Below are 21,340 nucleotides of genomic sequence, written 5' to 3'. Positions count from 1 at the left end.
ACCCACAGGTGAATGACCCACAGGTGAATGACCCACAGGTGAATGACCCACAGGTGAATGACCCACAGGTGAATGACCCACAGGTGAATGACCCACAGGTGAATGACCCGCCGATTTTGCTTCCGCGGGCACGGCAAGCCGGCACGACATACTGACCGCGTAGCGCGACCCGCATCGCAGAAAGAACAGGAACGCTCTTGAACAGACTGACGCTCACCCGCCCCGACGACTGGCATCTGCACCTGCGCGACGGTGCCGCGCTCGCTGCGGTACTGCCCGATACTGCGCGCCGTTTCGGGCGCGCCATCGTCATGCCCAACCTGCGTCCGCCGGTCACCACGGTGGCGCTGGCGGCGGCCTACCGCGACCGCATCATGGCGGCGCACGCTGCCACGCCCGGTCTGCCGCCGTTCGAGCCGCTGATGGTGCTGTACCTGACCGACAACACGCCGGCCGACGAAATCGATCGCGCCTGCGACAGCGGCTTCGTCAAGGCGGTGAAGCTCTACCCGGCGGGTGCCACCACCAATTCCGATTCCGGCGTGACCGACGTGGCGCGCTGCGACGCCGCGCTGGCGCGCATGGCCGAGCGCGGCCTGCCGCTGTTGATCCATGGCGAGGTGACCGACGCCGAGGTGGACGTGTTCGATCGCGAGGCGGTGTTCATCGAGCGCGTGCTGCGCCCGCTGCTGGCCCGCCACCCGACGCTGCGCGTGGTGTTCGAACACATCACGACGAAGGACGCGGCGGAGTTCGTGGCCGCGGCCGGCGACAACATGGCCGCCACCATCACGGCTCATCATCTGCTGATGAATCGAAATGCGATCTTTGCCGGCGGCGTGCGGCCGCATCACTACTGCCTGCCGGTATTGAAGCGCGAGGTGCATCGCGTTGCGCTGGTCGCCGCCGCGACATCCGGCAACCGGCGCTTCTTTCTCGGCACCGATTCGGCGCCGCACGCGAAAGGCACGAAGGAGACGGCGTGTGGCTGCGCCGGCTGCTACACGTCGCACGCCGGCATCGAACTGTATGCCGAGGCGTTCGATTCGGTCGGGGCGCTGGACCGGCTGGAGGCCTTTGCCAGCTTCAACGGCCCGGACTGGTACGGTCTGCCGCGCAATACCTCGCGCATCACGCTGCTGCGCGAGTCGTGGCAGGTCAAGGTGGAGCAGGAATTTGCCGATGGTGATGTGCTGGTGCCGTTGCGCGCGGGAGAGCGCGTCGCCTGGCGCATCGAACCTGATAAAGGTTGAATGAGTGACCCCATGACACGACTGACCTTGCTGATGCTGCCGCTCGCCGCCCTGCTGGCAGGATGCGATATCGAGAACGCCGCCTTCATGATCGAGAACAAGGATCACGCCCTGACGCTCAATCGTGAGAAGCCCTATTTCTGGAGTGGCGAATACAAGCTGGCCATCATCGTGTCGCGCATGCCGACCTGCCAGCGCCGTTACGTGATGAAACCGGCGCGATTGACCGCCGCCAATGTCAGCGTGTTCGACGGTGGCGAGCCGAATCGCTACCTGCTGCGACAGGGCAGCCGCTGGTATGCCGTGAACACCACCGACTGCGCGTTCGCAGTGGTCGAAAAGCCGGCTGCAGTACCGGAGGCGATCGGCGTGTTCCGCCGCAAGGATGACGTGCTCACCTTCGTCAAGAGCACGACGGCCGAGGCGGAGCAGCGCTGAGCCTTCCTGCTGGGTGGCCGGGCGGTCCGCTGCATGCCGGCGTGCGACCACTGCTGGATGCGCTGCTGCCCGATCTGACGGCACCCGCCGCCGCCTGGCTGGACGCGCAGGCAGAACGCGTCGGCCGCCCGCGAACAGGCACCGGACATGCGCTGACGTTCTGCGCATCGCCACCCGACGATCAGCCCTACGAATCGAGAATCGCCGGCAGCGGCTGCGTGTCGACGCGCGATCACAACTGGCATGACACCTTCAACGCGCTGGTGTGGCTGACTTTTCCGCTGACGAAGGCGGCGATGAACCAGTGCCATGCCGGGCATCTCCTGCATGCGGCAGACCGGGCAGGGACGCGCGGACCGGTGCGCGATGCGCTGACCCAGTTCGATGAGGACGGGCTGGTGCTGGTGTCGGACGACTGCAGCCTGCTCGACGCCATCCGTCATCACCGCTGGCGCGAGGCGATGTTCGAGCGCCGGGGCGCTCTGGAGGCTGCCCGCTTGTTCGTGATCGGTCATGCGCTGCTGGACAAGGCGCGTGCGCCGCACGTCGGGCTGTGCGCCCGCGCGTATCTGGTGAGCAGCAGGCAGCTGGGTGCGGTGGCAGCCGACGTGTCCGCTGCACGGGTCGATGCCTGGCTGGCCCGCCAGATCGATGAGGGCTCGTGGCCCCGTTCGCCGCGCGACCTGCAGCCGCTGCCGGTGCTCGGTCTGCCGGGCATGACGGCGGACAACACCTGCGCCGCGTACTTCGACGATACGCGCCAGTTCAGGCCCGCACCACGCGGGCGGGCTGCACCATGAAAAAGGGCGACCCGTCGGGTCGCCCTGTTGATTTCCGCTCGTCGTCGTTCAGACCAGCTTGCCGTGGCACTGCTTGTACTTCTTGCCCGATCCGCAGTGGCAGGGGTCGTTGCGACCGATCTTCGGACCGGCTGTCGCCGGCGTCGCCGCTGCGTTGCCACCGGCTGGCGGCGCCATCGGATCGACACCTTCGCCGGCCAGCGACGGATCGAACTCGGCATGCGTATAGCGCACGTTCTCGAGATCGGGTGCCACCGGTTCGCTTTCCTGGATCTGCTCCGGTGAGCGGATCTCGACATTCATCAGTACGCGCGTCACGTCGGCGCGCACCGAATCGAGCAGGCCTTCGAACAGCTCGAATGCTTCGCGCTTGTATTCCTGCTTCGGGTTCTTCTGTGCATAGCCGCGCAGATGGATGCCCTGACGCAGGTGGTCGAGTGCGGCGAGGTGTTCGCGCCAGTGACTGTCCAGGCTTTGCAGCATCACGTTGTGCTCGAACTGGCCGAACGATTCCGCGCCGACCAGCGCGACCTTCACCGCGTACAGGTCGTCCGACATTGCGGTGATGCGCTTGAGCAGGTCGTCATCGGCCAGATTCGGTTCGGCAGCCAGCCAGTCGGCCAGCGGCGCGTCGATGCGGTACTCGGACAGGAAGGCCGACGTGGCACCCGGCAGGTCCCATTGCTCTTCGACCGTCTCCGCCGGCAGGTACTGGCGGAAAGTGGCTTCGAGCACGCTGTGGCGCATGGCGGTGATCGTTTCGGCGATGTTGCCGGTTTCCAGCAGCGCGTTGCGCTGTTCGTAGATGACGCGGCGCTGGTCATTGGCCACGTCGTCGTACTCGAGCAGCTGCTTGCGGATGTCGAAGTTGCGCTGTTCGACCTTGCGCTGTGCGGACTCCAGCGAGCGGTTGACCATGGCATGTTCGATCGCCTCGCCTTCCGGCATCTTCAACCGGATCATGATGGCGTTCAGGCGCTCGCCGCCGAAGATGCGCATCAGCGAATCTTCCAGCGACAGGTAGAAGCGTGACGAACCCGGGTCGCCCTGGCGACCGGATCGGCCGCGCAGCTGGTTGTCGATGCGGCGCGACTCGTGGCGCTCGGTGCCGATGATGTGCAGGCCGCCGGCCGAAATGACCTTCTGGTGCAGCGCAGTCCATTCGGTGCGCAGCTTTTCGATGCGCGCCGCACGGTCGGCCTCGTCGATGCTGCTGTCCGCCCGCAGCGCCTGGATCGATTTCTCGACGTTGCCGCCGAGCACGATGTCGGTACCGCGACCCGCCATGTTGGTCGCGATCGTGATCACGCCCGGACTGCCGGCCTGCGCAATGATTTCCGCTTCGCGTTCGTGCTGTTTCGCGTTCAGCACCTGGTGCGGCAGATTGTCCTTCTTCAGCAGGCCGGACAGCAGTTCCGAACTTTCGATCGAGGTCGTACCGACCAGCACCGGCTGGCCACGCTCGTGGCAATCCTTGATGTCGGCGATCACGGCTGCATACTTCTCCGGCGCCGTGCGATACACCAGATCGTTCATGTCCTTGCGGATCATCGGACGATGGGTCGGAATCACGACCGTTTCCAGGCCGTAGATCTGATGGAATTCGTAGGCTTCGGTGTCTGCCGTTCCGGTCATGCCGGCCAGCTTGCCGTACATGCGGAAGTAGTTCTGGAAAGTGATCGACGCCAGTGTCTGGTTCTCGGACTGGATCTGTACGCCTTCCTTCGCTTCGACCGCCTGGTGCAGACCGTCCGACCAGCGGCGGCCCGGCATCAGGCGGCCGGTGAATTCGTCGACGATGATGATTTCGCCGTTCTGCACCACGTACTGCTGATCCCGGAAGTACAGGTTGTGCGCGCGCAGGCTGGCGTACAGGAAGTGCACCAGCGTGATGTTGGCCGGCTCGTACAGGCTCCTGCCGGCTTCGAGCAGGCCCTCGCTGCTGAGGATTTCCTCGGCATGCTCGTGACCGGCTTCGGTCAGCAGCACCGTATGGGCCTTTTCGTCGACCCAGTAGTCGCCCGGACCATCTTCCTTTTCGCAACGTGTGAGCCGCGGTGCCACGACATTGAGGCGCAGGTATAGGTCGGTATGGTCGTCGGCCTGTCCGGAAATGATCAGCGGTGTGCGCGCCTCGTCGATCAGGATGGAGTCGACCTCGTCGACGATGGCGTAGTTGAGGCCGCGCTGGACGCGTTCATCCAACGAATACACCATGTTGTCGCGCAGGTAGTCGAAACCGAATTCGTTGTTCGTGCCGTAGGTGATGTCGGACGCGTAGGCAACACGCTTCTTGTCGGTCTGCATGCGCGACAGGTTCACGCCTGTAGTCATGCCCAGAAAACCGTACAGGCGTCCCATCATTTCGGCGTCGCGGCTGGCGAGGTAATCATTCACCGTCACGACATGCACGCCCTTGCCGGATAGCGCATTCAGATATACCGCCAGCGTCGCGGTCAGCGTCTTGCCTTCACCGGTTCGCATTTCCGCGATGCGGCCACTGTGCAGCATGATGCCGCCCAGCAACTGGACGTCGAAATGGCGCAGGCCCAGCACGCGCTTGCTCGCCTCGCGCACGACTGCAAAAGCTTCCGGCAGGATGTCGTCGAGCGTCTTGCCGTCGGCGAGCTGCTGCCTGAGGCTGGCGGTCTTGCCCGCCAGTGCTTCGTCGCTCAAGGCCGACAATTCGGATTCGAGTGCATTGATCCGATTGACGACCGAGCGGAACTTGCGCAGCAACCGATCGTTGCGGCTGCCGAAAATCTTGGTGAACAGGGAAGCAATCATCGAAGACTGGGGCCCGTTTCGGGCAAACCGAAGGCGGAAAAGGGTGCGATTCTAGCATGCGGCCGCGCGGCCTCCAGCCGGGGCTGCTGTACGTGCACACGCGGGGGAGGCGGGCGCCGGAGGGCGCGCTCAGTGCTTGTGGCTGCCTGCTTTAGCCTGCTGCAGACCGGCTGGCTGGGCTTTGCGCGCCAGCTCCAGGAAGCGGTTAGGGTTCTGTGCCACATCCTTCACCCGGACCTCGAAATGCAGGTGCGGACCGGTGGAGCGCCCGGTGCTGCCGACTTCCGCGATCTTCTGCCCGCGCTTGACGATCATGCCGGCGCTGACCGTGAGCTTGCTCGCATGTGCGTAGCGCGTGCTCAGGTCGCGTCCATGGTCGATTTCGACCATGTTGCCGTACTGCGGATGATAGGACGCGGAAGTGACCACGCCGGCCGCGGCGGCGATGATGGGCGTACCCACGTCCGCAACGAAATCGACACCTTCATGCATGGCGCGCGAACCATTGAAGGGATCGATGCGCCAGCCGAAGCCCGACGCGTTCCAGGCACCGCCGATCACCGGCAGCGTGGAAGGCACGAGGGACAGGCTGGCCTGGTCGAGCAGCAGTTCGGACTCGATCACCCCGAGGTAGTCGTCCTGCTGCGACAGCAGGTCGGCAAAGTGCTTCATCTGTGCTTCGAGTTCGATCGCGGACAGCGCATTTTCATTCACCAGCGGACCGCCCTGGCCTGGGGGGGGCGAAGTGCGCACCGGCTCCGGCGCCTTGACGCCGGCGAACTTCGCAAGTCGCGAACCTAGCGTATCGAGCTGGATCAGCTGGGCCTGCATCTGTCCCAGCTTGACTGCCATGGTGTTCAGGTTTTCGCGCACGAACTGTTCGCTGCGCTGGATTTCCTCGTTGCGGGCGGTCGCGATCATGTCGTCGATCAGCGGCAGCTTCCATTCGCTGGCGTGCTTCAGGGTGATGAAGGAGAAGGCCGACGCGAGGGAAAACACCAGCACCGTGAAGGCAACAAGCGCGCTGGCGAGGTGCCAGGGCTGGACCGTAATGGCCTTTGCTGTTGTCAGGCGACTGGAAACAAGAATAATCTGCACGCTCGCTCCCGAGTTCTTGTCTATGTCAGCCCGCCGTCTGCACGATCACCTTACAACGCAGGACAGCCTGGCTCAACTTGCCCTGCACGCCAGAACCATCGGCCGCGTGCAACGGGCTTATGAAAAATTCCTGCCACCGGAACTGGCGAACATCAGCCGTGTGTTGAACGTGAAGCAGGGAGTGGTGGTGGTCAGCGCGCCCTCGGGTGCCGTCGCCAATCGACTCAGGCAAGTGTTACCGAGCGTACTGACAGCCGTCCGGGAAAGTTGCAGCGAGGTTACCGAAGTCAGGGTCAAGGTGCAAGCCCATGAAGGACAACAGCTTCCGGCATGCGCACCCCGTCGCGAGGTCAGCCTGCAGGCGCGCGCAAGGCTTGCCGAAGGCAGTGCCGGACTCGCAGCGGACAGCGAGTTGCGCCGCGCATTGCAGAAGCTGATCGATCGCAGCTGATGCTGCGGGCGATCGCATCCGCTAGATGACCAGAACGCGTTCCAGCACGAACAGCGCACCGATCAGCAGCGCCGCGATGATCGAGTACTTCAGCAGCAGCCCGGCCAGTGTCAGATAGCGCCTGTTGCGCGTGATGACATAGGTGATGAAGCAGGCGGCGACCGAAATGATCAGCAGGATGCCGATCAGGCGCAGGATGAGCACCGGCGGGCCTCAGGCGAAGGCCGGCAGGGACGGCCCGTTGTCCGGCAGCGGCATGAACTGGTTCGACACTGCAGCGGGGGCAGGGCGCGAGGCAGCGAAATCCGCCCATTCCCAGGCGTCCTGACGCGCCAGCAGTGCATGCAGCAACTGGTTGTTCAACGCATGGCCCGACTTGTGTGCGCTGAAGGCCGCCAGCAGCGGATGGCCGATGATGTACAGGTCGCCGATCGCGTCGAGTACCTTGTGCTTGACGAACTCGTCCGCATAGCGCAGGCCGTCGCTGTTCAATACACGGTACTCGTCCATCACGATGGCATTGTCGAGACTGCCGCCCTGTGCGAGCCCGTTCTGGCGCAGGTATTCGACTTCGTGCATGAAGCCGAAGGTGCGCGCGCGCGCCACGTCGTTGACATACGACTGATGGGCGAAGTCGATCTTGACCTTCGTGCCGGTACGTTCGATCGCCGGATGCCGGAACTCGATCGAAAATTCGAGGCTGAACCCTTCATAGGGTTCGAGCTTCGCCCACTTGTCGCCATCCTTGACTTCGATGGTGTCGAGCACGCGGATGAATTTCTTCGGTGCGGCCTGCTCGACCACGCCGGCCTGCTGGATCAGATAGACGAAGGTGGATGCCGAACCATCCATGATGGGCAACTCGGATGCGTCGACATCGACGAACACATTGTCTACGCCGAGCCCGGCGAGCGCCGACATCAGGTGCTCCACGGTCGATATCGTCGCGCCGCCGCTGCTCAGGCAGGACGCGAGGCGTGTGTCACCCACGGCGCGTGCATCGGCGCGTATTTCAACCGGCGGTTCGAGGTCGGTGCGGCGAAAGACGATGCCCGTGTCGACGGGCGCCGGACGCAGGTCGAGATTCACCTTCAATCCCGAATGCAGACCTACGCCTGTCGCGTGGCTGATTGAACGGATCGTGCGTTGCCTGATCATGGCGGGTGGGGAAGACCGGTTCGAAAACCGGATTTTATCCCAGCTCGGTGTAATAACCGTGTAACACGACGTTTCCGGGCTGCAGCAAGGCTGCGCCCGGGCTGAAGTCGTCGGATCAGTCTGCCTGCTTGCGCAGGAAGGCCGGAATGTCGAGCGTTTCGACACCATTGGCGCGCATCGCCTCGACGGCGCTGGATGCCGTGCGGCCGCCGCGTCCGCGCATCACTGCCGGGATGTCGAGATGCGAGTAGTCGGTGCCGTTGCCGGACGCCATGGCCATGTCGTCGGTGCCGGTGCGGATGATGGTCATCGGCGGCTTGCTGCTGATCGCGCGCGGTGCGCCGAGCCCGGTCGCCACGACGGTGACGCGCAGGCGGTCATCCATCGTTTCGTCGAACACGGTACCGAAGATCACGTGGGCACCCTCGGCCGCGAAGGCGCGCACGGTTTCCATCGCGTCCTTCACTTCCTTCATCTTCAGCGAACGGCTGGCGGTGATGTTGACCAGAACGCCGCGCGCTCCCGACAACTCGACGCCTTCGAGCAGCGGGCTGGCGACGGCCTGTTCGGCCGCGATGCGTGCGCGGTCCATGCCGGCCGCTTCGGCCGAACCCATCATGGCGCGACCCATTTCACCCATCACGGTGCGCACGTCCTGGAAGTCGACGTTCACCAGGCCTGGTATGTTGATGATTTCGGCGATGCCGCCAACCGCGTTGCGCAGCACGTTGTCGGCCGCCTTGAAGCCGTCTTCGAGGCTGGCATCTTCGCCGAGCACTTCCATCAGCTTTTCGTTCAGTACGACTATCAGCGAATCGACGCTCTTCGCCAGTTCTTCGATGCCGGTTTCGGCCGCACGCATGCGGTTCTCGTAATCGAAGGGCTTGGTCACGACGGCGACCGTCAGGATGCCCATTTCCTTGGCGACTTCGGCCACGATGGGTGCCGCGCCGGTGCCCGTGCCGCCGCCCATGCCGGCCGTGATGAAGACCATTTCGGCGCCACGCAACTGGTCGGCGATGTATTCGCGGTATTCGTCGGCCGCGCTGCGGCCCACTTCCGGCTTGGCACCCGCGCCACGGCCGTTCTTTCCGAGCTGAATCTTGATCGGGGCGAGGCTGCGGTTCAGCGCCATGCCGTCGGTGTTGGCGGCAATGAATTCAACACCATTCACACCTTCGCGGATCATGTGATCGACCGCATTGCCGCCAGCTCCGCCGACGCCGATGACCTTGATCACTGCCCCCACGGGTTCCTTGTCGAGAATCTCGAACATACCGCCTCCTGTCTATACAAAGATGCCTCTAAGCCCGAGGGCTCGCGAGCAGCGAAAAGCCGAATACCTGTGGTGAACCACTACATTTAGTGATTTTTCGCAAGTATACGACTAAACTTAGTGCAACGCATGACGTAGATGCCGTTTGAGTCGCATTTTCAGAAATTTCTTTCGAACCATGAGCGCATGTTCGCCAGCACCTGGCGGACGTTGCGGCCGTCGCGTGCAACCTGCCCGCGGCGGCGCTGTGCAGCCCCTTCCATGACCAGCCCGATCGCCGTCGCGTAGCGCGGATGGCGCACCACGTCGGCGAGGTTTCCGCTGTACTCGGGCACCCCGATGCGAGCCGGCAGGTGGAACACGTCTTCGGCCAGATCCGCCATGCCGCGCATGGTCGCGCTGCCGCCGGTCAGCACGATGCCGGATGACAGCAATTCCTCGTAGCCGCTGCGCCGCAGCTCGGCCTGCACCAGTTCGAACAGCTCGGATACGCGCGGCTCGATCACGTCGGCCAGCGCCTGGCGCGACATGCGGCGCGGGCCGCGGTCGCCGATGCCCGGCACTTCGATCATGTCTTCCGCGTCGGCCAGTGCAGACATCGCAACGCCGAAGTGCAGCTTGATGTCTTCGGCTTCGGCCGTCGGCGTGCGCATTGCCATCGCGATGTCATTGGTGATCTGGTCGCCGGCGATCGGAATCACCGCCGTGTGGCGGATCGCGCCCTGCGTGAAGATGGCGATGTCGGTGGTGCCGCCGCCGATGTCGACCAGGCACACGCCCAGATCCTTTTCGTCGTCCGACAGCGTGGCCTGGCTCGAAGCCAGCGGCTGCAGCACCAAGTCCACCACTTCAAGGCCGCAGCGGCGCACGCACTTGATGATGTTCTGCGCCGCCGACACCGCGCCGGTGACGATGTGCACGCGCACTTCGAGCCGCTTGCCGCTCATGCCGATCGGCTCGCGCACGCCGTCCTGGCCGTCGATGATGAATTCCTGCGTCAGCGTGTGCAGGATTTCCTGATCGGCCGGTATCGGCATCGCGCGCGCGGTTTCGACCACCCGCTCCAGGTCCAGCCGGGTCACTTCCTTGTCCTTGATCGCCACGACGCCATTCGAATTGAAGCTGCGGATGTGGCTGCCTGCGATGCCGGTGAACACCTCGCGCACCTTGCATTCGGCCATCAGCTCGACTTCCTGGATGACGCGCGAAATCGAATCCACGGTGGCTTCGATATTGACCACGACACCCTTCTTCAGGCCCTGCGATTCCTGTGAGGCAAGGCCGAGTATGTCGAGTCGGCCATCGGCGCCCAGCTGGGCGATGACGGCCGTGATCTTCGACGTGCCGATGTCGAGTCCGACGATGAGGTCCTTGCTGTCTCGTGTCATGGTCTTTCCTGGGTGGCTGTGCTGCCGGTACGTATCGCGTAGCCGTTGGGGTAACGCAGGTCGGCGTATAGGATTTTCTGGGCGCCTTCGCGCGACACGGCCGGCTGGGTCGTGACATAGCGCGTCAGGCGCGCGGAGATCGGCGTCTTGTCGTCGTCGCGACCCAGTTCGATGCGCGAGCCGTCGTCGAGCAGCAGCTGCCAGGCTTCGCGGCGGGTCAGGGCCATCTTGTCGATCCGGCGCTGCAGCGGCGACAGCGTTGCGCTCCATTCGAGGTGCCGCTGCAGCATCTTCGATGCCTGTTCGTCCGGGCCAATGAACAGTGGCAGCGTGCGGTCGTGATCTGCGGCGAACAGCTCGCCCTGCGTATTCACCATGCGTGCCGGCGCGTTGTCCGGCACCCACCAGCGCGCGACCGCCCGGTGCTCTTCGAGCTCGACCTCGATGAAGCCGGGCCATATGCGCCGCACCGCAGCGTTGCGCACCCAGGGCAGCTGTTCGAAAACCTCGCGCGCGCGCTCGATGTCGGTGGTCAGGAAATTGCCATTCACTGCGCGCCGCGCAGCGTCCTCGATCTGGGCGGTCGTCAGGTGATCGGGCGCACGGTCCAGCATGACGGCCTGCAGCGGCAGCAGCGGCAGGCGCGTGACGCCCAGCACCAGCGCGTAGATCAGTGCCGCACCGGCCAGCAGCAGGATGCAGTCGGCAATCATTGTGAGCGCGCGCGGACTTTCCCACAGCCCGCCCTCATCGGCCGGACCGCCGGGTTTGCGGCGTGCGGGAGCTTTGCTAGCCAAGGCGTGCCGACTCCAGGATGCGCAGGCACAGTTCGCCGAATTCGATGCCGACCGCCCGCGCAGCCATCGGCACCAGCGAATGCGAGGTCATGCCGGGCGAGGTGTTGATTTCGAGCAGCCAGGGCTTGCCGTCCTGTCCCAGCATCAGATCCGCACGACCCCAGCCGCGGCAGTCGATCAGCCGCGCGGCGCGCATCACCAGTGCCTGTATCTCGTGTTCGACGTCCTCGCTCAGTCCGCTCGGGCAGTGGTACTTCACTTCATCGGTGAAGTATTTGTTCTGGTAGTCGTAGTTGCCGCGCGGCGCCTCGATGCGGATCAGTGGCAGCGCCATTTCGCCGAGGAAGGGTGCGGTCAGTTCCTGGCCCGAGATGAACTGTTCGGCCAGTACCAGCGGATCGCAGCGGGCGGCGGTTTCGTAGGCGGCGGGCAGATCTTCGACCGTGTTCACGCGGGTCGCGCCGACGCTCGAACCTTCGCGCGCCGGCTTGACGAACAGCGGCAATCCCAACTCCGATGCCACGGCCGCAAAGTCGCTGCCGGCGTGCAATAACTTGTAGCGCGGCGTGGGCAGGCCGGCCGACAGCCACACCATCTTGGTGCGCCACTTGTCCATGCCGATGGCCGATGCCATCACGCCGCTGCCGGTGTAGGGAATGCCGAGGCATTCGAGCGCGCCCTGGATGGTGCCGTCCTCGCCGCCACGGCCGTGCAGCGCGATGAATGCGCGTTCGAAGCCATCGCGCTTCAGTTCCCACAGATCGCGTTCGGCCGGGTCGAAGGCGTGCGCATCCACGCCCTGCTCGCACAGTGCCGCGAGCACCGCGCTGCCGGACATGATGGAAATCTCGCGTTCGGCGGAGCGTCCGCCGAACAGCACGGCGACCTTGCCGAAAGACTGTGGAGTGGGGGTACTCATGTGCGGTCCTGATCCTGTGCAAATTTCGAGGGCAGCTGCCCGATTGAGCCGGCGCCCATGCCGACCACGACATCGCCGTCGCGCACCGTATCGAGCAGCGTCTGCGGCAGTTCGGCGATGTCCTCGACGAACACCGGCTCGACCTTGCCGGCGACGCGCAGTGCGCGCGCCAGTGCGCGGCCGTCGGCAGCGACGATGGGGGCTTCACCTGCGGCGTACACCTCGGTCAGGACCACCGCGTCGGCACCCGACAACACGCGCACGAAGTCCTCGAAGCAGTCGCGGGTGCGTGTGTAGCGGTGCGGCTGGAAGGCCAGCACGATGCGCCGGCCGGGGTAGGCGCCGCGCGCCGCGTCCAGTGTTGCGGCCATTTCGACCGGGTGATGGCCGTAGTCATCGACCAGCGTGAAGTGGCCGCCGGCCGGCAGTGCGATTTCACCGTGCCGCGTGAAGCGCCGGCCCACGCCCTTGAACTCCGACAACGCGCGTGCGATGGCGTCATCCGGCACGCCGACTTCGTTCGCCACGGCGATTGCCGCGAGGGCGTTGCGCACGTTGTGCAGGCCGGGCAGGTTCAGTTCGACCGGGATGCGCGTCGTCGTGCCATTGACACGCACCGCGTCGAACAGCATCCGCGTGCCGTCTGCGCGCACGTTCTCCGCGCGTACCTGGGCGGCCGGATCGAGGCCGTAGCGGATGATCTGCTTGGGCACCTGCGGCATGATTTCGCGCACGTTCGCGTCGTCCATGCACAGCACCGCCACGCCATAGAAGGGCAGCCGGTTCAGAAAATCGACGAAGGCCTGTTTCAGTTTCGAGAAGTCGTGGCCATAGGTGTCCATGTGATCGGCATCGATGTTGGTGACCACCGACACCACCGGGGACAGGAACAGGAAGGACGCATCCGACTCGTCGGCTTCGGCGACCAGGAATTCGCCGGTGCCCAGCCGGGCGTTGGCGCCGGCCGAATTGAGGCGGCCGCCGATGACGAAGGTCGGATCGAGTCCGCCTTCTGCCAGACAGCTCGCGATCAGCGATGTGGTGGTGGTCTTGCCGTGCGTGCCGGCGACCGCAACGCCCTGCTTGATGCGCATCAGCTCGGCCAGCATCTGCGCGCGCGGCACCACCGGAATATGCCGTTCGCGCGCGCTGACCACCTCGGGGTTGTCGGCGCTGACCGCGGTCGAGGTGACCACCGCGTCCGCGCCGGCGATGTTGTGCGCCGCATGGCCCTGCACCACCCGGGCACCCAGACTGGCCAGCCGGCGCGTCACCGCGTTGTCGGCCAGATCCGAGCCGCTGACGACATAGCCCTGGTTGAGCAGCACTTCGGCGATGCCGCTCATGCCGGAGCCGCCGATGCCGATGAAATGGATGTGATTGATCTTGTGTTTCATGTGAGGTCCTTGCGCGCGATGGCGGCGCAGATGTCGGCGACTTCGGCTGCGGCGCCGGGGCGCGCCAGCGCTCGGGCGCGTTGCGCCATGTCGAGCAGTCGCGCGCGATCAAGCGAGCCGAGCAGGGCGGCCAGCGATGTCGCGTCGAGTTCGGGCTGCGGCAGCAGCAGCGCAGCGCCTGCGTCGGCGAGGAAGCGGGCGTTGCCGGTCTGGTGGTCATCCACCGCGTGCGGGAAGGGCACGAGCACCGACGCGACGCCGGCGGCAGCGAGTTCGGCCACGGTCAATGCGCCGGCCCGACAGATGACCAGGTCGGCGTTGGCGTAGGCGGCGGCCATGTCCTGAATGAAGGGCGCGAGCGTACCGGTCACGCCCGCCTTTTCGTACGCGGCTTCGAGCGCAGGCATGTTCTTTTCGCCCGCCTGATGCACGACCTGCGGTCGCGCAGCTTCGGGCAACAGCGCCAGCGCCTGCGGCACGGCGTCGTTCAGCGCCTGTGCCCCCAGACTGCCGCCGACGACCAGCAGGTTCAGCGGACCGTGGCGCCTGGCGAACCTCACGGCCGGGTCGGGCAGGGCGGCGATGTCCGCACGCACCGGATTTCCGGTCCATTCGGCGCCGGACAGCGCCTTCGGAAAACCTGCGAGCACGCGGTCGGCCACTTTCGCGAGTACGCGATTGGCCAGCCCGGCGACTGAATTCTGTTCGTGCAGCACGAGCGGCGTACCGCGCAGCGCGGCCATCATGCCGCCGGGGAAGGTGACGTACCCGCCGAGGCCCAGCACGACCTGCGGCCTGACCCGCCCGAGCACGCCGAGCGCCTGCCAGAAGCCGCGCAGCAGATTGAGCGGCAGCAAAAGCTTGCGCAGCACGCCCTTGCCGCGCAGTGCGCTGAAGCGGATCGACTGCAGTTCGTAGCCGCGCGGCGGCACGATGCGGCCTTCCATGCCGTCTGCGTTGCCCAGCCACACGACGTGCCAGCCGCGGCTGCGCAATTCGTCCGCCACCGCCAGACCGGGGTAGATGTGACCGCCGGTACCGCCCGCCATGATGAGCGCCGTGCTGCTCATCGCCGGTTCTCCCAGTCGATGCGCAACAGGATGGCCAGCGCGATGCAATTGACCAGGATGCCCGAGCCGCCGTAGCTCATCAGCGGCAACGTGAGGCCCTTGGTCGGCAGGATGCCGACGTTCACGCCCATGTTGATGAAGGCCTGCACACCGAACCAGATGCCCACGCCCTGGGCGACCAGTCCCGCGTAGGCGCGTTCGAGCAGCAGCGCCCGCCGGCCGATGGCGAACGCGCGATGCACCACCAGGGCGAACAGCGCGATCACCGTGGCCACGCCGACGAGCCCCAGTTCCTCGCCGATCACCGCCAGCAGGAAGTCGGTGTGCGCCTCGGGCAGGTAGAACAGTTTCTCGACGCTGCCGCCCAGCCCGACGCCGAACCACTCGCCGCGGCCGAAGGCGATCAGCGAGTGCGTCAGCTGATAACCCTTGCCCAGCGGGTCGTTGTTGAACGGATCGAGGAAGGCGATGAAGCGCCCCCAGCGCAGTTCGTTGAAGCGGATCAGCGTCGCGAAGCCGATGATCGCCACCAGTCCGAGCGAAAAGAACAGCTTGCCGTTGATGCCGCCGAGGAAAAGCATGCCGAAGGCGATCAGCACGATGACCACGAAGGCGCCGTAGTCGGGCTCGGCGACCAGCAGCGCGCCGACCAGCAGGATGACCAGCGCCATCGGCACGAAGGCGCGCCGGAACGAGCCCATCTCGGGCAGCCGGCGCACGATGTAGCTGGCGGCATACAGCACGGTGAACAGCTTCACCAGCTCGGACGGCTGGATATTCACCGGGCCGAGATTGATCCAGCGGCGCGAGTTGTTCACCACACTGCCGATGCCGGGGATCAGTACCAGCACCAGCAGCACGATGCCGCCGAGAAACAGCCACATGGACCACGCCTGCCAGGTGCGCACCGGTACCTGAAAGGCCATCAGTGCTGCCACGCCGCCGATGGCGAGGAACACCGCCTGGCGGATCAGGAAGAAGTCCGACCGGTTGCCGGTGAAGCGGCTGCTGTCGGCGACCGCGATCGACGCCGAATACACCATGACGAGACCGATCAGCAGCAGCGCGACCGCCGGCCACAGCAGCCAGGGGTCGAGTTCGGCCGGCCGCGGGCCGCTGCCCGGCAGACGGGGCCCATCGAGGCGCATGCTGCCGCTCATGAGTGCACTCCCTGCTGTGTGGCGAGGCGGCGCGCTTCGGCGATGAACACCTCGGCGCGGTGCGCGTAGTGGCGGAACATGTCGAGGCTGGCGCAGGCCGGCGACAGCAGCACCGCATCGCCCGGCTGAGCGGCCTCGAAGGCGGCGCGGGTGGCCTCCTCCAGCGAGCCGAAAGTGCAGTGCGCCACGCCATGTGCGGCCAGCACCGACGAGATGGCCGCCGCGTCGCGGCCGATCAGCGCGCAGAACCTTGCGTGACGCGCGCATGCCGGCCCGAGCGGCGCGAAGTCCTGACCCTTGCCGTCGCCGCCGAGAATGATGTTCAGCGGCCGGCCCAGTCCTTCGATCGCAGCGACCGTGGCGCCGACATTGGTGCCCTTGGAATCGTCGATGAAGTGGATGCCGTCGATGTCCAGCACGGTCTCGACGCGGTGCGGCAGTCCGGCGAAAGCCTTCAGCGCCGCGATGCAGCAGTCTTGCGGGAGGCCGATCGCCTCGCACAGCGCAAGCGCGGCCAGTGCGTTGTGAGCGTTGTGGCGACCGGCAAGCTTCATGTCTTCAAGCGCCAGCAGTGACTGCGTGCCGCGCACCAGCCAAAGCCCACCGTCGACTTCGGTCAGTCCGTAGTCGCTGCCCGACGGCACGCCATCGCCGAAGCGGAGCGACTGCACGCCCGTGCGTTGCATCGCGCCGACATGACTGTCATCGCGGTTCAGCACCTGCACCGTGTGCGCGCCGAAAATGCGTGCCTTGGCCGCTGCGTAGGCCGCCATACCACCCGGGTGACGATCGAGGTGGTCCTGCGTAACGTTCAGTACGGTGGCCGCGTCGGCATCCAGCGTGTCGGTGGTTTCGAGCTGGAAGCTCGACAGCTCGAGCACCCACGCGTCGGGCATGACGCCCTCGTCCAGCACGCGCATCAGTGCGTCGAGCGCCGCCGGGGAAATGTTGCCGGCCACCTCCGTGCGCAGGCCGCAGGCGCGGCACAGCGCGCCGGTCAGCGCGGTGGTGGTCGTCTTGCCATTGGTGCCGGTGATTGCGATCACCTTGGTGCGTTCGCGCCAGCCCAGCTCGCGCAGCGCGCGCGCGAACAGCTCGATCTCGCCCACCACCTCGATGCCGCGGCGCTTTGCTTCCACTACCAGCGGTTCGTGCGGTGCCAGTCCGGGGGACAGCGCGAGCAGCGCGATGCCATCGAGCAGGCTGTCATCGAACGGACCGCAGCGCAGTTCCGCGCCCGGGAGGTCGCGTGCCAGCGCATCCATGCCCGGTGGCGCCGCACGGTTGTCGGCCACGCGCAGCACGGCGCCCTGACGCCCGCACCAGCGCGCCATGGCCAGCCCGGATTCACCGAGGCCGAGCACGAGGACGTGGGTTCCCGAAAGTTTCATCAGCGCAGCTTCAGCGTCGACAGACCGAACAGCACGAGCATCAATGTGATGATCCAGAAGCGCACGACCACCTGCGTTTCCTTCCATCCGCCCAGTTCGTAATGGTGGTGCAGCGGCGCCATGCGAAAGATGCGCTTGCCGCCCGACCACTTGAAGTACAGCACCTGGATCATCACCGACAGCGTTTCGGCGACGAACAGGCCGCCCATGATGAACAGCACGATTTCCTGCCGCACGACCACGGCCACGGTGCCGAGTGCGGCACCCAGCGCCAGTGCGCCGACGTCGCCCATGAACACTTCCGCCGGATAGGCGTTGAACCACAGGAAGCCGAGACCGGCGCCGCACAGCGCGCCGCAGAAGATCGCCAGTTCGCCCGCGCCCGGGATGAAGGGCACGCCGAGGTAGCGCGAAAACACCGCGTTGCCGGCGACGTAGGCGAAGATGGCCAGCGCGCCGCTGACCATGACGGCCGGCATCGTGGCCAGCCCGTCGAGGCCGTCGGTCAGATTCACCGCGTGGCTCGTGCCGACGATGACGAAATAGGTCAGCACCATGAAGCCGAAGGCGCCCAGCGGATAGGCGACCGACTTGAAGAACGGCACGATCAGGTCGAGTTGGGCCGGTACCTGCGGCGTCAGCCCGAGGTAGACCGCGGCACCGGCGGCGAAGATGGACGACCAGAAGAACTTGGCGCGCGCCGACAGCCCCTTGGGATTGCGATGCACCACCTTGCGCCAGTCATCCACCCAGCCCACGGCGCCGAAGCCCAGCGTGACGATGAGCACCACCCAGATGTAGCGGTTCGACAGGTCGGCCCACAGCAGCGTCGTCAGGCCGAGCGAAATCAGGATGAGTGCGCCGCCCATGGTGGGCGTGCCGGCCTTGGTCAGGTGCGATTTCGGCCCGTCGTCGCGTACCGACTGACCGATCTTGTATTCGGTCAGCTTGCGGATGAGCAGCGGACCGAAAGTCCAGCAGATCGCCAGCGAGGTCATCATGGCCAGCACCGCGCGCAACGTGATGTAGTTGAACACGTTGAAGGCGCGGATGTCCTGGGCCAGCCAGCGGGTCAGTTCAAGCAGCATGGGGATCCTGTCCGGAAGTGTCGGCGAGCGCTTCGGCGATGCGCTCCATGCGCATGAAGCGCGAGCCTTTCACCAGCACCGTCGTGGTGGCATCGAGTTGCGGGCGCAGCGCCGCAGCGATGGCGGCGTGATCGGTGTAGTGCAGGGCGCCCGGACCGAAGGCGGCGACGGCGTCGATACTGGCTTCACCCAGCGCATGCAGCGCATGGATGCCGTGCTCGCGCGCGTAGGCGCCCGCTTCGCGATGGAAAGCCGGACCCTGGTTGCCGACTTCACCCATGTCGCCCAGCACGAGGACGCGCCGGCCGGTGGCCGTGGCGAGCACGTCGATGGCGGCGCGCACCGAATCCGGATTCGCGTTGTAGCTGTCGTCGATGACGGTGCTGCCGGACGCACCCGCCTTGACCTGCTGGCGGCCCTTGACGCCTTCGAAGTGGTTCAGCGCCCACACCACGGCCGCCATGTCGGCGCCGGCGGCGAGGCTGGCGGTGGCGGCGCACAGCGCGTTGCGCGCGTTGTGCAGGCCGGGCACGCGCAGCATGATCTGCGCCGTGCCGAATACGCCATGCAGGTCGAGCCGGTAACCAAGTCCGGCGGGCGTCGCAGTGGCGCCGACGTCGGCGTCCGGCGAAAGACCGAATCGCAGCGTGTGACGCCCTGTATTGCGGCCAGCCCAGTAATCGGCGAATTCGTCATCGGCGTTGATGACGGCGACGCCATCGGCGCCGAGCGCGTCGAACACGTCGCCGTTTTCGCTTGCCACTTCGGCGACGCTGTTCATGAATTCGAGGTGTTCGCGCTGGGCATTGTTCACCAGTGCGACAGTCGGCTTCGCGATGCCGGCCAGCCAGGCGATTTCGCCCGGGTGGTTCATGCCCATTTCGATCACGGCCAGCCGGTGCGTGTCGCGCAGGCCGAACAGCATCAGCGGGACGCCGATGTCGTTGTTCAGGTTGCCGCGCGTCGCCAGCACCGAGCCGGTCGGCCAGCCGACGCTCAGCGCGTGCGCGCGCAGGATGGCAGCAATCATTTCCTTCACCGTCGTCTTGCCGTTGCTGCCTGTGACGCCGATCAGCGGCAGCTTGAAGCGGCTGCGCCAGGCGCGCGCGATGTCGCCCAGCGCGACGCGCGTGTCGCTCACTTGGATCAGCGTGCCGCCCTCATGCGGGCAGTCGTTCGCGATCACGACTGCGGCAGCGCCTGCCGTCTGCACGTCGGCGATGAAATCATGCGCGTCGAAGCGCTCGCCGCGCAGCGCGACGAACAGGTCTCCCGTGGCCACGCTGCGGCTGTCGGTCGAAAAGCCGCCCAGTGCGACGTCCGGCCCGATCAGCGTACCGGCACAGGCTCGAGCCACGTCCGATGCGGTCCATAACGCAATCATGCGGACACTCCCCAGGTTGCGAGCGCGGCATGTGCCTGTTCGATGTCCGACCATGGCGTGCGCCGGCCGTTGCGTTCCTGGTAGCTTTCATGACCTTTTCCGGCCAGCAGCACGACATCGGCCGCGACTGCTTCGGCGACGGCCTGCCGGATCGCTTGTGCGCGGTCGGCGATGCGATGGACGCGCCGGCCTTCAACCGTGCCGCGGGCAATGTCATCGAGGATGGCGTCCGGATCTTCGCCGCGCGGATTGTCCGAGGTCAGCCACACCTGATGCGCCTGTTCGCACGCCACGGTACCCATCAGCGGTCGCTTGCCGGCATCACGCTCGCCGCCACAGCCGAAGATGCATACCAGCTTGCCGCCGCGGGCTGCGGCGACCGGCTGCAACGCGATCAAGGCCTGTTCGAGCGCGTCCGGCGTGTGCGCATAGTCGACCACGACCAGCGGCGCGCCCTGACCGCCGATGCCCTGCATGCGCCCGGGGGGCGGCGTCAGACCGGCGAGTGCGTGCGCCGCGTCATTCAGCGACACGCCGGCATGCAGCAGGCTGCCGGCCACCGCCATCAGGTTCTGTACGTTGAAACGCCCGATCAGCGCGGTGCTGATGTGTGCCGAATGCTGGTCCAGGCCATGCACGAGGTCGAACGACACGCCGTGCGACAACTCGGCATTGCGCGCGCGCAGTCCGGTCGTGCCCGCCGGCGGCGCGTGGTCGAAGGCGCAGGTCGTCACGTCGAACTGCCCGGCGCATTGCTGCGCCAGCGTGCGACCGAAGGCGTCATCGGTATTGATCACTGCGGCCTGCAGTCCGGGCCGGGCGAACAGCGCAGCCTTGGCGTCGGCGTAGTGCTGCATGTCGTGGTGGTAGTCCAGATGGTCGCGCGTCAGATTGGTGAATACCGCGGTATGCAGTCGTACGCCGTCGATGCGATGCTGGTGCAGGCCGATCGACGAAACCTCCATCGCGCAGGCGGTGGCGCCGGCGCGCCGCAGGTCGGCCAGGGTCTGATGCACGCTCACCACGTCGGGCGTGGTGTTGGCGGACTCGGTCAGTCGGCCCGGCAGGCCGTTGCCCAGGGTGCCGATGACGCCGCATTCGCGACCGAGTGCGTGCAGCGCCTGAGCAATCCACTGGCTGACCGAAGTCTTGCCATTGGTGCCGGTGATGCCGATCACGTGCAGATGCGCCGACGGCTGATCGAGCAGCGCATCGGCGAGCGCGCCGGCATGGCGGTGCAGGTCTTCGATGCCGATCACCGGCACCTGCGGGTTCGTGGTGGTGATGGGGGTGGTGCCGGCTTCGCAGAGCACGGCGGCTGCGCCGCGTTCGATCGCGGCGTCGATGAAGCGACGGCCGTCGGTGCGCTCGCCGGGCAGCGCGAAAAAGATGTCGCCGGGCGCGATGTGGCGCGAGTCGGCGCGCAGCGTCCGCGGCTCGACACCATGCGCCGCCAGTGCTGCGCGAACCTGTGCGATCACGGCC

The 21,340-nt window shown here is 65.9% G+C and carries 19 protein-coding genes; 4 read left to right on the top strand and 15 right to left on the bottom strand.

Annotated elements, in window-relative coordinates; translation table 11 throughout:
- The first annotated feature begins 197 nt into the window (after positions 1-197).
- Genes pyrC through BSY238_RS04705 form a run of 3 tightly spaced genes read left to right on the top strand, consistent with a single transcriptional unit; the run spans position 198 to position 2,491 of the window.
- Complete coding sequence (gene pyrC, locus BSY238_RS04715; protein ID WP_069038123.1) at positions 198-1,253, top strand: dihydroorotase; 1,056 nt, start codon at positions 198-200, stop codon at positions 1,251-1,253.
- Between the two features lie 12 nt (positions 1,254-1,265).
- Positions 1,266-1,691, top strand: coding sequence for a hypothetical protein (locus BSY238_RS04710; protein ID WP_069040455.1), 426 nt, complete (start codon positions 1,266-1,268; stop codon positions 1,689-1,691).
- A gap of 41 nt (positions 1,692-1,732) precedes the next feature.
- Positions 1,733-2,491: a DUF3025 domain-containing protein gene (locus tag BSY238_RS04705; RefSeq protein WP_223300268.1), complete on the top strand. Its 759-nt coding sequence runs from the start codon at positions 1,733-1,735 to the stop codon at positions 2,489-2,491.
- A 48-nt stretch (positions 2,492-2,539) separates the two neighbouring features.
- Here the strand turns inward: BSY238_RS04705 and secA are convergent, their stop codons facing one another.
- A complete protein-coding gene (secA, locus tag BSY238_RS04700; RefSeq protein ID WP_069038122.1) occupies positions 2,540-5,278 on the bottom strand; it encodes a preprotein translocase subunit SecA in 2,739 nt (912 codons plus the stop codon).
- Between the two features lie 129 nt (positions 5,279-5,407).
- Entirely contained in the window at positions 5,408-6,376 is a 969-nt protein-coding gene (locus BSY238_RS04695; protein ID WP_069038121.1) for a M23 family metallopeptidase, read from the bottom strand.
- A gap of 22 nt (positions 6,377-6,398) precedes the next feature.
- On the opposite strand from BSY238_RS04695, the gene BSY238_RS04690 reads away from it, so the two are divergent.
- Complete coding sequence (locus tag BSY238_RS04690) at positions 6,399-6,827, top strand: DciA family protein (protein WP_069038120.1); 429 nt, start codon at positions 6,399-6,401, stop codon at positions 6,825-6,827.
- 21 nt (positions 6,828-6,848) lie between these two features.
- On the opposite strand, the gene BSY238_RS04685 is transcribed toward BSY238_RS04690, so the two are convergent.
- From BSY238_RS04685 to BSY238_RS04625, 13 genes are all read right to left on the bottom strand, one after another.
- Positions 6,849-7,031, bottom strand: coding sequence for a hypothetical protein (locus tag BSY238_RS04685; RefSeq protein WP_069038119.1), 183 nt, complete (start codon positions 7,029-7,031; stop codon positions 6,849-6,851).
- A gap of 9 nt (positions 7,032-7,040) precedes the next feature.
- Positions 7,041-7,985 (bottom strand): UDP-3-O-acyl-N-acetylglucosamine deacetylase, encoded by a 945-nt coding sequence (gene lpxC, locus BSY238_RS04680; protein ID WP_069038118.1) that lies wholly within the window; start codon positions 7,983-7,985, stop codon positions 7,041-7,043.
- A gap of 115 nt (positions 7,986-8,100) precedes the next feature.
- Complete coding sequence (gene ftsZ, locus BSY238_RS04675; RefSeq protein WP_069038117.1) at positions 8,101-9,261, bottom strand: cell division protein FtsZ; 1,161 nt, start codon at positions 9,259-9,261, stop codon at positions 8,101-8,103.
- Between the two features lie 158 nt (positions 9,262-9,419).
- On the bottom strand, positions 9,420-10,649 hold the full coding sequence (gene ftsA / locus BSY238_RS04670; protein WP_069038116.1) for a cell division protein FtsA: 1,230 nt from the start codon (positions 10,647-10,649) through the stop codon (positions 9,420-9,422).
- Positions 10,646-11,446 (bottom strand): cell division protein FtsQ/DivIB, encoded by an 801-nt coding sequence (locus tag BSY238_RS04665; protein WP_069038115.1) that lies wholly within the window; start codon positions 11,444-11,446, stop codon positions 10,646-10,648. The genes ftsA and BSY238_RS04665 overlap by 4 nt, the downstream gene beginning before the upstream one ends.
- The gene (locus tag BSY238_RS04660) at positions 11,439-12,365 is read right to left on the bottom strand and encodes a D-alanine--D-alanine ligase (protein WP_069038114.1); all 927 of its coding nucleotides are present in this window, start codon (positions 12,363-12,365) and stop codon (positions 11,439-11,441) included. Before BSY238_RS04660 ends, BSY238_RS04665 begins: the two co-directional genes overlap by 8 nt.
- Complete coding sequence (gene murC, locus BSY238_RS04655) at positions 12,362-13,762, bottom strand: UDP-N-acetylmuramate--L-alanine ligase (protein WP_069038113.1); 1,401 nt, start codon at positions 13,760-13,762, stop codon at positions 12,362-12,364. The genes BSY238_RS04660 and murC overlap by 4 nt, the downstream gene beginning before the upstream one ends.
- Positions 13,759-14,832 carry an undecaprenyldiphospho-muramoylpentapeptide beta-N-acetylglucosaminyltransferase gene (gene murG / locus BSY238_RS04650; protein ID WP_069038112.1) on the bottom strand — a complete coding sequence of 358 codons (1,074 nt, stop codon included), beginning with the start codon at positions 14,830-14,832 and terminating at the stop codon, positions 13,759-13,761. The genes murC and murG overlap by 4 nt, the downstream gene beginning before the upstream one ends.
- A complete protein-coding gene (gene ftsW / locus BSY238_RS04645) occupies positions 14,829-15,992 on the bottom strand; it encodes a putative lipid II flippase FtsW (RefSeq protein ID WP_069038111.1) in 1,164 nt (387 codons plus the stop codon). Before ftsW ends, murG begins: the two co-directional genes overlap by 4 nt.
- Positions 15,989-17,383: a UDP-N-acetylmuramoyl-L-alanine--D-glutamate ligase gene (gene murD, locus BSY238_RS04640; protein WP_069038110.1), complete on the bottom strand. Its 1,395-nt coding sequence runs from the start codon at positions 17,381-17,383 to the stop codon at positions 15,989-15,991. Before murD ends, ftsW begins: the two co-directional genes overlap by 4 nt.
- Positions 17,383-18,471, bottom strand: a complete 1,089-nt coding sequence (gene mraY / locus BSY238_RS04635; protein WP_069038109.1) for a phospho-N-acetylmuramoyl-pentapeptide-transferase — start codon at positions 18,469-18,471, stop codon at positions 17,383-17,385. The genes murD and mraY overlap by 1 nt, the downstream gene beginning before the upstream one ends.
- Positions 18,461-19,855, bottom strand: coding sequence for a UDP-N-acetylmuramoyl-tripeptide--D-alanyl-D-alanine ligase (locus tag BSY238_RS04630; protein ID WP_069038108.1), 1,395 nt, complete (start codon positions 19,853-19,855; stop codon positions 18,461-18,463). Before BSY238_RS04630 ends, mraY begins: the two co-directional genes overlap by 11 nt.
- On the bottom strand, positions 19,852-21,336 hold the full coding sequence (locus BSY238_RS04625; RefSeq protein WP_223300267.1) for a UDP-N-acetylmuramoyl-L-alanyl-D-glutamate--2,6-diaminopimelate ligase: 1,485 nt from the start codon (positions 21,334-21,336) through the stop codon (positions 19,852-19,854). Before BSY238_RS04625 ends, BSY238_RS04630 begins: the two co-directional genes overlap by 4 nt.
- Positions 21,337-21,340: the final 4 nt, after the last annotated feature.

The sequence above is a fragment of the Methyloversatilis sp. RAC08 genome (genome assembly GCF_001713355.1).
GTDB lineage: Bacteria > Pseudomonadota > Gammaproteobacteria > Burkholderiales > Rhodocyclaceae > Methyloversatilis.
The sequence above is the reverse complement of the archived record's forward strand: the minus strand, read 5'-3'. Positions and strand labels throughout refer to the sequence as shown.